This window comes from Dokdonella sp., assembly GCF_019634815.1.
GTDB lineage: Bacteria > Pseudomonadota > Gammaproteobacteria > Xanthomonadales > Rhodanobacteraceae > Dokdonella_A.
On sequence record NZ_JAHCAP010000008.1, the window covers coordinates 32,364 to 44,132 of the forward strand.

The following is an 11,769-nucleotide window of genomic DNA, read 5'->3' on the forward strand; positions in this document are numbered from 1 at the left end:
CTCAGGAAGGCGCGTCCTTGCACTGCACATTGCTTGCGAAAGCAAGCAAGTGCTCGTCGGGGTCGAGCACGTAGCCTGCATCGTGGCCCCAATTACGCGGCTGGACCGGGCTGATCTCCCGTGCGCCGCAGGCGAGTGCCCGGCGCTGATAGGCCTGTGGATCTGCCACAAGCAGATACAGCTCACTGCGAATGAGTCCATGTGCGCGTGAAGGATGCGGCAATGAATCGCCCAACAGCCGTGCGACGCCGTCTTCGGGCATGAGCCCCAGCACCGCGCCATCGGCGAGTTCGAATTCGGTCATGCCAGGCACATCCAGGCGCGGCGCTTGCTCGAGCACGGCCTGGTAGAAGAGGCTGCTGCGCGCCTGGTCGCGCACAAAGAAAATGAAATGGGCGCAGCGCATGGCAATCATCGCCGGTCCTCGGTTGGGCCGTTGGCGCTTTGCTCAACCACGGCCAGATCCACGCGATTGCGGCCCGCGCGCTTGGCGCGGTACAGGGCTGCATCCGCATCACGCAGCAACGCCGGGAGGCCGCCGCCCTGCTGAACGTGCAGGGCGACTCCAATGGTGCAACTGATCCTTATGGCAGTGCCACTCCACGCGACTTCAAGGCTGGCGATCGCGGCGCGCAGGCGCTCGGCGAGTCTGCAGGCCTGATGGGCATCGGCGCCCGGCAGGCAGATGATGATTTCTTCACCGCCATAGCGACCGATGATGTCGCCTTCGCGGCATGTCTTGCGGATGGCGGCGCCACAGGCGGCCAGCACCTGATCGCCAGCCAGATGCCCATGCGTGTCGTTGATCGACTTGAAGTGGTCCAGGTCCATGAGCAACATGGCGAGATCATCGCCGTTGCTTGTCGCCAGATTCACCAAGCGTGTTGCCTGTTCCATGAAATAGCGCCGGGTGGACAGACCCGTCAAGGCATCGGTGGTGGCAAGCAGTTCGAGCTGGGTATTGGCGACGCGCAGTTGATGCGTGCGCTGGGAGATCAGTTGGTCGAGCACTCGTTGGCGATAGCGGGACCAGAGCAGAACAAGGTAAACCAGCATTGCCGCCAGCAGCAGCAGAGCGAGTGCCTGCACGGCGCGACCGCGCCAGGTTTCGTACCAGCGCGGGACGACGTTGACTTCGAACGTCTGGCTAACGCTCGAGTGCTTCTGGATTCGGATCGAAGCACGAAGTTCGAGGCGGAAATCACCGCTGGGCAGATTGGTGTAGGTGGCCGTGGCGGGTGTTCCCGCGGCGATCTGATGCCAGGCTGATTCGAAACCCAGCAGTCGATAGGCGTATTCGATCTCGCGTGGCGCGCGGAAATTGAGCAAGGAAAAATCAACGCTGATGTTTCGTTGCTGCGGGTCAAGCGTTATTTGCCGGGAATTTTCCGCCGGCGGAAACCGCGGAACTCCGTCGACCTCCACCCTGGTTATGCGCAATGGACCCGTTGCGGGCATGGATGCATCGAAACGATCCGGCAACACCACCACCAAGCCATCGCTTGATCCCAGCAGCACGGAATTGGACGGTCCAGCGGCGGCGGCGCCACTCTTGAATCCATGCTGCAGCGCACCCGCAACGATACCCAATTGCTGCACCTGCAGGCTTTGCGCGTCGATGTGCAGCAAGCCATCCCTGGCAACGGCCCAGACATTTCCCGACGCATCGAGGGCGAGATTGTTGATTGGGCCATGCGCAAGCGCGGGAACGGAGTGAAATTGAGGCGTATCGGTCTTTCCCGCATCCGCGATCCAGGCCAGGCCGCCCTCGGTGGCGACCCACAAGCGGTCGTGGCTCGGATCGGCCGCAAGCGCGAAGACGAAGTTGCCAGGCAGGCTGAGTGGATCCTTGTCGTGATGTTGCAACAGGCGAACGTGTTGCGCGCCGATGTCACCGACGCCGAGGCCGTTGACGACTGCGAACCAGCGTCGTTGACCGAGGATCACGCTCTGGTTGATCGCCTGCAGCGATGGTCCCGATGTGGCGTCTTGCGGGACGACAATCCGCTGCAATGGCGCATCGGCGCCCGAATAACGGAAGGTTCCGTCGTAGGTGCCGATCACCAGCTCGCCGGGTCCGGCGGCCAGCGCAGTGATGCGCGCGCTGGAAAGTTGCGGAATGTCATTGGTCTTGCGCAGCGTTTTCGGATCAAAACCTGCCACGCCCAGACCGCCGACCCAGATCGTTCCATCGGCGGCCTGGGCGAAGGTGGTTGCGGAGGTTTCCATCGCGAAATCAGATCTTGCCAGCGCCACCACGGAATCGGCTGCAAGGTCCGCAACCACGACCTCGCCGGACTGCATGCCAAGCCAGACGCGCCCGTCGGATGCAGTCATGATCGCGGAGATGCCTTCCCCGGCCCGCAGGGCAAATTGCGGATTCCAGGCATTGGCAATGAATACCGCCGGGGGCGCTGCACGCATCATCGACACACCACGATTGGTGCCGATCCAGATGTTGCCGATGCGATCGCGCAACATGCTGCGAACCATATCCGTCGCCAGGCTGCCGTGATCGTTGCGCACCGCCCGCAGCGACTTCGGCTGGTCGCAGCTTGCATCCTGGCAAACGATCACCCCGCGGCCATAGGTGCTGATCCACAAACTGCCGTCTTCGTTTTCGAGAAAGCCGCGGATGGTGGCCGACTTCGCCAGGCCACCCTGCCCGCGAACCCCTTCCGGTTCGACAATGCTTTGGTCGGGATTGATCATCAGTGCGCCGCGGGTGTCGGTTCCGACCCACAGTCGGCCACCGGCGTCGAGGTGAAGACTCCAGATCAGCCCATCAGTCCGCCCATCTGGCGCGTGCACGGGTTGAAACGCAGCCGCTCCTGCTTCGCGCATGAAGAGCCCGGGATTGCCGGCCAGCCACAGCCGCCCGGAGGAATCCTCGGCAACATCGAAAATTCTCGGTGAATGCCCGGATGGAAATCCCGCGAGCGGAACCGCAGTCACGGCATCCGAGCGCGGATCGAAGTGGTAGGCGCCATCTGCCGTGGCGACCCAGACGCCGCCGTCGCGCGCCTGCCTCAGGGCGAATATCTTTCCATCCAGTTGCTGCGGCGCGCCCAGTGGTAGACGCGTGAACTGCAAAGTGCTGGTGTCGAGCGTCAGCAATCCGCCGCGCGTGGTCCCAACCAGCAGGCGCCCATCAACAAGCGGCAACAAGGCGCGGATGTAACCGTCGGGCAAGCCATTGCCGGAGCCGGGGCGCAAGGTCTCGAGCCGTTGTCCATCGTAACGTGACAGACCGTCGCCGGTACCGATCCAGAGGAAGCCGAGGGTGTCCTGGGCAAGAGCGGAAACACTGTCCGATGGCAATCCGTCCGCGGTGGTCAGTGTGACGAAACGAGGCCGGTCGAAGTTGCGCCAAACGCTGTCCTGTCCGCTCAGCGCAGTGGCCGCCGCAGTGTTCGGAAATACGAACCATGCAGACAGCGCGAATGCGATCACCAAGCTGTGCAGACAATTCATCGAATCCAACAACCGCTTGATGTTCACTCGCTCCCCGACCCCTCGAGTCCGTGCCGTTGCCGCCATGGAGACATCGAATGTTGAAATTCGCGCCAGCGACTTCAACGAAGGTACGACGAATCAGGGTCGTGTGCCAACGCAGGCTGCACAATCGTCATGCAAGCATGCCTGCCTCGAGGTTTTCGACGCATGCAAGCTGCGTGATTGCGCAGGCTGGCGCTCAGGGAACGGCATGATTTCGCTGCATGCCCAGGCCGCCGCGAGGGGACCCGGCCAAAGCCGTGGGTCATGTCCCGCCCGGCGGCTTGCCTGCGGCCGTTGATGGCGCCCGACTTTCGCTCCAGCAGGAAGGAATCCCGGCCGCTTCCACCCGACATTTCAGGGCGTGGCTTGCCGGGCGGCCATCTCCATGACGCGCAGCAGGTTGCCACCCCACAAGGCGCGGATGTCGTCCTCGCTGTAGCAGCGACGCAACAGTTCGCGGGTGACGTTGGCGGTTTCGCTGGCGTCGTCCCAGCCCTTGACGCCACCGCCGCCGTCGAAGTCGGAAGCAATGCCAACATGCTCGATGCCGATGCGCTTCACCGCGTAGTCGATGTGGTCAACGAACTGCTTGAGATCGGTGTCCCGATGCTTGTTGCGCAGCGCCCTGCTCTCCTTGCGGAAGGCTTCGACCGTTTCCGGCTTGGCCTCCTTCCAGCCATCGGGAAAGTATTTGGCGCCAAGTTCCTTCATGCCGGCTTCTATTGCCGGATCGGTGGCGGCCACATAGCTGCGGAAGGCAACCATCTGCGCGACGCCGCCGGATTTCCTGATTGCGTCGAGCTGTTCGTCGTCAAGGTTGCGCAGGTTGTCGTACACGCCCTTCACGCCCGAATGCGAGGCGAGGACAGGTGCGCGCGAGAGTTTGGCCGCATCGAGCATGGTGCGTTTGCCGACGTGAGAGACGTCGATCATGATGCCGTTGTCGTTGAGCGCCTTGACCAGTTCCTTGCCAAGCGGAGTCAGGCCCGGATCGGCCTTGCCGTCACCGAGTTTTTCGTTCGGATTGGAACTGCCACCGAACTGGTTGTTGCCCATGTGGGTGATGCTGATATAGCGCACGCCGCGCTTGGCCCACATCGGCACGTCCTTGACGCTCGGCCCGAGCGGATAGGCGTTTTCCATGCCCATCAAGAGTGCCCGCTTGCCCTGATCATGCAGGGCGCGTACTTCGGCTGCGCTAGTGGCAAGGCCAGCCTGCGCCGGATAGGCCAGGGCAGCACGCCTGATGCCTTGGAACTTGCGCTCGACCATGTCGCGCGCTTCGGCGTAGCCGGTTTCATCGAGCTTGCCCTGCCCCGAGTAGAGAACGAGGAAGGCGGCGTCGAGGCCACCTGCGCGCATCTTTGGAAAATCCACCTGACTGGCAGTAAAGATGCCCGGATCGAACTTCACGCTGCCGTAATCGGGACTGATATCGACGTGGGTATCGACGGTGAGCATGCGCGCGTGCACGGCGAGCGCCTGCTCCATTGGTGGCTCGACCAAGGGGCATTGCGCGGCATGCGCGGCAAGGCTCGCACTGCCCAACAGCAACAGGCAAGCACAGCGCATGGCGATGTTGGACGCGGGGAAAGCCTGATTCGATCGGGACATGGCGCGCTTCACCGGGCTGGGCAGAAGCAGTGACTCTCGCAGCCGGCCGCAGCTTGCGCCTATGCCATTGGTCAGTGGCATGGGCCGCGTTGCGAGTCTCGAGCCGGGTCCGGATCGTCGCGGCTGCACGGTCGCTGGTGATGGCGTAGACTGCCGCTCCCGTCATCGCAATGCCCTGTTCGATCCGTTGAGCTTTCGTCGCCGCCACCGCCGCTGGATCGTGCTCGTCGCACTGTTCAGCCTGCTGTTCCAGCAGTTCGCGCTGGCGCGCCATCTGTGCGCGTTCGAAATGGCGGTGCCGGTGCAGCATGAAGCGCTGGCGGACGAACACGCTTGCTGCCACCCGACGGCTTCGATTGCGACGGACGAGACCCTGCTGTGCGCCCAGCATTGCAGTGCAGTCACGCCCGCGCCCGATCATCCACCTGCTCCGGGCGTGCCGGTATTGCTGCCACCGACGTCGTGGATCCTGCCGCTGGCGGCGAGGCTCGATGTGCCCTGCGGGCACGATCAGCTTGAACTGCGCGCACGCGCCACCGCGCCGCCATTGAACATCCGCGACTGCAGCTTCCAGATTTGATCTCCGAGCGTTGATTGCGTGGCGCCGCGCCTGCGCGGCGTTCTGGTGCATTCCGCCTGGAGTCTTGTCATGTTCACTTGCTCGCGCGCCAGTTCGCGCCTGCCGCACCCATCGGTGCGGATACCTTTTCGTTCACGCCACCTGACGGCAACGATGCTGTTGTTGTCGGCATTCGGTCTCGCGCAGGCCGACAGCACCCAACCCTTGTCATTGGCCGAGGCAGTCCGCCTCGCCCAGGGCAACGCGCCCGCGATTGCCGCACAGGGTGCCGCCCTCGCGGCGGCCGATGCGCTCGCGGTGCGCGCACCACAGCTGCCCGATCCGCAGCTCATCGCCGGAATCCAGTCGCTGCCGCTGGCTGGTCCCGAACGCTTCAGCCTCACGCGCGACTCGATGACCACCCACATGATCGGCGTGATGCAAGAGTTCCCGCGCCGCGAGAAACGCCGCTTGCGTGGCGAGTCGGCCCAGGCCGAAGCTGCAGTGGCCGGCGCCCAGCTTGCGGCCACGCGGCTGGATGTGCAACGGCAGGCTGCCATCGCGTGGATCGACGTCTACTACGCGCAACGCGCACGCAGCCTGATCGAATCTCTGCGCCCGCAGCTCGACGCCGAGCTCAGCACGGCGCAAGCAGTCTTTCGTGGTGGCGGCGGCAGCGCTGCCGATGTGCTTGCAGCAAAAGCGGCGCGCGAGCAGCTCGAAGACCAGCTCGATGACAATGCCCGCGACTTCGAACAGGCGCAGGCCACCCTGGCCCGCTGGCTCGGCAACGACGCAGCGCAGCGCGCGCTGGCGCAAGCACCCGATTTCACGCAATTGCCCAATACGCCGGCGATGTTCCTCGACAAGGTCGAGCGGCAGACGAGCCTGCTCAGCTACAGCGCGCGCGAGCATGCCGCCGAAAGCCAGTTGCGCCTCGCCCGCGCCGAGAAGAAGCCTGACTGGAGCCTCGAAGTCGGTTACGGCCATCGTGGCCCGGCCTATGCCGACATGCTGTCGGTGCAGGTGCGCGTCGACCTGCCGCTGTTTCCCGGCCAGCGTCAGGACGCGACCATCGCCGCGCGTCAGGCCGAACTCGATCAACGCGAGGCCGAGCGCATCGAAGCGGTGCGCGTGCAGCGCGAGAAGACCGCGCAGCTGCTCGCGGCCTGGCAGGCCGCGACACGGCGCGTGGAACGCTACGCGCAAACCCTGCTGCCTCTGGCCGAACAGCGCAGCACGGTCGCGCTTGCTGCCTACCGCGCCGGGGGCAGCGACATCACGCCCCTGCTTGCCGCGCGCAATGCCGCAATCCAGGCCCGGCTTGCCGATCTCGAACAACAACGCGAACGAGCGCGCGCCTGGGCCGCGCTCAACTATCTGATGCCGACGGAGCCGCAGCCATGAACCGCCTTGCCATGATTCTCGTCGTCATCGCCCTGCTCGTGGGCGTTGCGCTCGGTTACCTGATTCGCCCGGCGCAGCACTCAAATCATGTGCCCGCGGCATCGACCACGGCGGCGACGCCCCAGCGCCAGGTCCTGTACTGGTACGACCCGATGCATCCCGACCAGCATTTCGACAAGCCGGGACGCTCGCCCTTCATGGACATGGACCTCGTCCCCAAGTACGCCAATGCTGCCAGAGAAAGCGGCGATGGCGTGCAGATCGATGCACGCACCGCGCAGAACCTTGGCGTGCGTGTGGTCAAGGCCGAACGTGGGGTCTTGCGTCAACCGCTGACCGTCGCCGGCACGATCGCCTTCGATGCGTCGGCCGTCGAAGTGGTACAGGCGCGTGCGCGCGGCTATCTCGAACGCGTGCATGCGCGGCGCGTGCTCGCGCCAGTACGAGCGGGTGAGCCGCTCGCGGATCTGGTCGCGCCGGAATGGGCCGCCGCCCTGGCCGAGTACCACGCCCTGCGCGCCATGCCGGGCAGCGATCTTGCGGCGTTGCGCAAGGCTGCGCGTCAGCGCCTGCAAGTGCTCGGCGTACCTGATGCGGCGATTCGCCAGAGCGAGCGCACGGGCGCCGCCAACGGTCGCGTGACCCTCGTCGCGCCGCGCGACGGTGTGCTCGCGGCAATCGATGCGCGCGAAGGTCAAGCGGTCGAGCCGGGCATGCCGCTGTTTCGCATCAATGGCCTGGATCAGGTCTGGGTCGAAGCCGCCGTGCCCGAGGCTCAAGCAGCCGCCTTGCGTTCGGGTCTGCCGGTGCAGATCGAGGTGCCGGCATGGCCGGGGCGCAGTTTCGATGGAACGATCGCCGCGGTGTTGCCGCAGGTCGATCCGGTCAGCCGCACGCTCGGCGTGCGCATCGTGCTCGAAAACACCGACCATGCGCTCGCGCCCGGCATGCTCGCACGCGTGCGCCTGCGTGCTGATGATGGCCGCCAGCGCGTGCTCGTGCCCAGCGAGGCAGTGATCACCACCGGCACGCGCAGCGTGGTGATCGTCGAGGAATCGGCCGGCCGCTTCATGCCGCACGAGGTGCGCATCGGCGCAGAAGCCAATGGCCGCACCGAGATTCTCGAAGGGCTTGATTCCGGTGCGCGCGTGGTGGCCTCGGGGCAGTTCCTGATCGATTCCGAGGCGAACCTGCGCGGCAGCCTGCGTCGGCTTGGTCCAGACCCGGCGCAAGCGTCGGCGCAGGATCACGAGCACGCCGATCATGCGATGCCAGCGGCTGCGCCCACATCGACGCAGGCAATGGATCACGAGCACATGAATCATGCTGCACCGGCGCCAACACCAGCGCCCGCACCGGCAATGGATCACGAACACATGAACCATGCGATGCCTGCGCCTGCGCCGGCGCCTGCAAAGGCTTCGGAACATGAACACATGAACCATGCGATGCCGGGGACGCCGCAATGATCGCGCGCCTGATCCACTGGTCGGTAGGCAACCGCTTCCTCGTCCTGCTGATCACCTTGCTGCTGAGCGCGTGGGGCGCGTGGGCGGTGCTGCGCGCGCCACTCGATGCCCTGCCCGACCTGTCCGACGTGCAGGTGATCGTGCAGACGCGCTGGCCGGGTCAGGCACCGCAGATCGTGCAGGATCAGGTGACCTATCCGCTCACCACGACGATGCTTTCGGTGCCCGGTGCGCGCACGGTGCGTGGCTATTCGTACTTCGGTGATTCGTACGTCTACGTGTTGTTCGCCGATGGCACCGATCCGTACTGGGCACGTTCGCGCGTGCTCGAATACCTCAGCCAGGTGCAGGCGCGCCTGCCGGCTGGTGCAAGCGCCTCGCTCGGGCCCGATGCGACCGGCGTCGGCTGGGTCTATCAGTACGCGCTGGTCGATCGCAGCGGCGCGCATGATCTGGGCGAATTGCGCGCGCTGCAGGACTGGTTCCTGAAGTATGAGCTCAAGACCGTACCCGACGTCGCCGAAGTCGCCAGTGTCGGTGGCATGGTGCGCGAATACCAGATCCTCCTCGATCCGGTGCGACTGGCCGGCAGCACGGTCACGCCCGCGCAGGTGATCGAAGCCGTGCGCCGCGCCAATGGCGAAACCGGCGGCGCGGTGGTGGAACTCGGCGAGGCCGATTACATGATCCGCGCCGATGGTTATCTCAAGACACTCGATGACTTCCGCAACATCCCGATCAAGCTCGGCGCCGACGGCGTGCCGCTCAAGCTCGGTGATCTCGCGCGCGTGCAGATCGGACCGGCCCTGCGCTTCGGCGTGGCCGAACTCGATGGCGAGGGCGAAGTCGTCGGCGGCATCGTCATCATGCGCCCTGGCAAGAACGCACTGACCACGATCGAGGCGGTCAAGGCCAAACTCGCCAGCCTCAAGGCCGGCTTGCCGGCTGGCGTCGAGATCGTGCCGACCTATGACCGATCGGCACTGATCGGCCGCGCGGTACGCAACCTCACCGGCACGCTGATCGAAGAATTCATCGTGGTCGCGCTGGTGTGTCTGGTGTTCCTGTTTCACCTGCGCTCGGCGCTGGTCGCGATCGTGGCTTTGCCGCTGGGTGTGCTCACGGCCTTCATCGTGATGCACTATCAGGGCGTCAATGCCGACATCATGTCGCTGGGCGGCATCGCGATCGCGATCGGTGCGATGGTCGACGCTGCGGTGGTGATGATCGAGAACGCGCACAAGCATCTGGAAAGCTGGCGCACGAAAAATCCGGGGCGCACGATCGAGCGCGCCGAACACTGGCAGGTGGTGACCCGGGCGGCGGCCGAAGTCGGGCCGGCACTGTTCTTCTCGCTGCTCATCATCACGCTCTCGTTCATGCCGGTGTTCACCTTGCAGGCGCAAGAGGGTCGGCTGTTCGGCCCGCTGGCATGGACCAAGAGTTACGCAATGGCCGCGGCCGCCGGCTTGAGCGTGACCCTGGTGCCCGTGCTCATGGGCTATCTGATTCGCGGTCGCTTGCCCGACGAGCAGCGCAATCCGATCAACCGTGGCCTGATCGCCTTGTATCGACCCGTTCTCGATTCCGCCCTGAGGCATCCGCGCACAACCCTGGTCAGCGCGGTGCTGGTGCTGCTCGTCACCCTCGTGCCGGCGACGCGTCTGGGCGGCGAGTTCCTGCCGCATATCGATGAAGGCGACCTGCTGTACATGCCCACGGCCCTGCCTGGGCTGTCCGCCGACAAGGCCTCGCAGCTCCTGCAGCAGACCGATCGTCTGATCAAGAGCGTGCCCGAAGTCGCGCGCGTGTTCGGCAAGGCCGGGCGCGCCGACACCGCAACCGACCCGGCACCGATGGAAATGCTGGAAACGACGATCCATTTGAAACCGCATGCACAGTGGCGTCCCGGCATGACCATGGACAAGCTGATCGCCGAACTCGATGCACGGGTGCAAGTCCCGGGACTGGCCAATACCTGGGTGGCGCCGATTCGCAATCGCATCGACATGCTCGCCACCGGCATCAAGAGTCCGGTCGGAATCAAGGTTGCCGGCCCGGATCTGGCCACGATCGACACGATCACGCGCCAGATCGAAGCGGTGGTGCGCAAGGTGCCCGGCGTCAATTCGGCGCTGGCCGAGCGGCTCGCGGGCGGGCGTTACATCGACATCCATATCGATCGCGTCGCCGCCGCACGCCTCGGTCTCAACATCGCCGACGTGCAGGAGGTCATCGCCTCGGCGGTGGGCGGCGCGGCGATCGGTGAAACGATCGAAGGACTCGCGCGCTTTCCGATCAGCGTGCGCTACCCGCGCGAGCTGCGCGACTCGCTGACGGCCTTGCGCAATCTGCCGCTGGTGACCGCAAGCGGTGCACGGTTGCCGCTGTCCGCGGTGGCCGATCTGCGCATCGCCGACGGCCCACCGATGCTCAAGAGCGAAAATGCACGTCTCTCGGGTTGGGTCTACGTCGACGTGCGTGATCGCGACATCGTCTCGGCGGTGCATGACATGCAGGCCGCTGTCACGCGCGAGGTCAAGCTGCCCGCCGGATACGCGCTGGGCTGGTCGGGCCAGTTCGAATACTGGCAGCACGCCCTCGAGCGCCTCAAGCTGGTGGTGCCCGCAACGCTCCTCATCATCTTCGTGCTGCTGTATCTCAACTTCCGCCGTATCGACGAGGCGCTGCTGATACTCGCAAGCTTGCCCTTCGCACTGGTCGGCGGCTTCTGGCTGCTCTACGCACTCGGCTACGCGATGTCGATCGCCGCGGCGGTCGGCTTCATCGCACTTGCCGGCGTGGCGGCGGAATTCGGCGTGATCATGCTGCTCTATCTGCGCCATGCCTGGGAGCGCCGGCTTGCTGCAGGCGAGCCGGAAAACGATGAAACGCTGCTCGCCGCGATCCGTGAAGGCGCGGTACAGCGCGTGCGGCCGAAGGCGATGACGGTCGCGGTGATCCTCGCCGGACTCGTGCCGATCCTGCTCGGCCACGGCACGGGATCGGAAGTCATGCAGCGCATCGCCGCGCCGATGCTCGGCGGCATGCTCAGCGCCCCGTTGCTGTCGATGCTGGTCATCCCGGTGGTATACCGGCTCATGCGTCGCCCGCGCTCATTCCGCTCGAGCGTCGAACGATGATCCCGCGCTTCAAGCCGAGCGAGCTCGGCTCTACAAGAGCGCGCACCACCACCGTCGTAGAGCGGAGCTTGCTCCGCTC

At 65.1% G+C, this 11,769-nt stretch carries 7 protein-coding genes; 4 read left to right on the forward strand and 3 right to left on the reverse strand.

What is annotated here, in order from left to right; translation table 11 throughout:
* Nucleotide 1: 1 nt before the first annotated feature.
* From KF759_RS05925 to KF759_RS05935, 3 genes are all read right to left on the reverse strand, one after another.
* Entirely contained in the window at nt 2-415 is a 414-nt protein-coding gene (locus KF759_RS05925) for a VOC family protein (RefSeq protein WP_291223562.1), read from the reverse strand.
* Nucleotides 412-3,474: a ligand-binding sensor domain-containing diguanylate cyclase gene (locus tag KF759_RS05930; RefSeq protein ID WP_291223564.1), complete on the reverse strand. Its 3,063-nt coding sequence runs from the start codon at nt 3,472-3,474 to the stop codon at nt 412-414. The genes KF759_RS05925 and KF759_RS05930 overlap by 4 nt, the downstream gene beginning before the upstream one ends.
* 378 nt (nt 3,475-3,852) lie before the next feature.
* Entirely contained in the window at nt 3,853-5,112 is a 1,260-nt protein-coding gene (locus KF759_RS05935) for a dipeptidase (RefSeq protein WP_291223566.1), read from the reverse strand.
* A 61-nt stretch (nt 5,113-5,173) separates the two neighbouring features.
* Here KF759_RS05935 and KF759_RS05940 point away from each other — a divergent pair, with 61 nt between their 5' ends.
* From KF759_RS05940 to KF759_RS05955, 4 genes are all read left to right on the forward strand, one after another.
* On the forward strand, nt 5,174-5,692 hold the full coding sequence (locus KF759_RS05940; protein WP_291223568.1) for a hypothetical protein: 519 nt from the start codon (nt 5,174-5,176) through the stop codon (nt 5,690-5,692).
* A 153-nt stretch (nt 5,693-5,845) separates the two neighbouring features.
* A complete protein-coding gene (locus KF759_RS05945) occupies nt 5,846-7,078 on the forward strand; it encodes a TolC family protein (protein ID WP_291223570.1) in 1,233 nt (410 codons plus the stop codon).
* Nucleotides 7,075-8,547, forward strand: coding sequence for an efflux RND transporter periplasmic adaptor subunit (locus KF759_RS05950; RefSeq protein WP_291223572.1), 1,473 nt, complete (start codon nt 7,075-7,077; stop codon nt 8,545-8,547). Before KF759_RS05945 ends, KF759_RS05950 begins: the two co-directional genes overlap by 4 nt.
* Nucleotides 8,544-11,690 carry an efflux RND transporter permease subunit gene (locus KF759_RS05955; RefSeq protein WP_291223575.1) on the forward strand — a complete coding sequence of 1,049 codons (3,147 nt, stop codon included), beginning with the start codon at nt 8,544-8,546 and terminating at the stop codon, nt 11,688-11,690. Before KF759_RS05950 ends, KF759_RS05955 begins: the two co-directional genes overlap by 4 nt.
* Nucleotides 11,691-11,769 lie beyond the last annotated feature (79 nt).

Bases quoted from the DNA above. Each gene is read 5' to 3' on its own strand.
- KF759_RS05945 (WP_291223570.1), top strand. From the start codon at position 5,846: ATGCTGTTGTTGTCGGCATTCGGTCTCGCGCAGGCCGACAGCACCCAA.
- KF759_RS05940 (WP_291223568.1), top strand. From the start codon at position 5,174: ATGCCATTGGTCAGTGGCATGGGCCGCGTTGCGAGTCTCGAGCCGGGT.
- KF759_RS05930 (WP_291223564.1), bottom strand. From the start codon at position 3,474: ATGAATTGTCTGCACAGCTTGGTGATCGCATTCGCGCTGTCTGCATGG.
- KF759_RS05935 (WP_291223566.1), bottom strand. From the start codon at position 5,112: ATGTCCCGATCGAATCAGGCTTTCCCCGCGTCCAACATCGCCATGCGC.
- KF759_RS05950 (WP_291223572.1), top strand. From the start codon at position 7,075: ATGAACCGCCTTGCCATGATTCTCGTCGTCATCGCCCTGCTCGTGGGC.
- KF759_RS05925 (WP_291223562.1), bottom strand. From the start codon at position 415: ATGATTGCCATGCGCTGCGCCCATTTCATTTTCTTTGTGCGCGACCAG.
- KF759_RS05955 (WP_291223575.1), top strand. From the start codon at position 8,544: ATGATCGCGCGCCTGATCCACTGGTCGGTAGGCAACCGCTTCCTCGTC.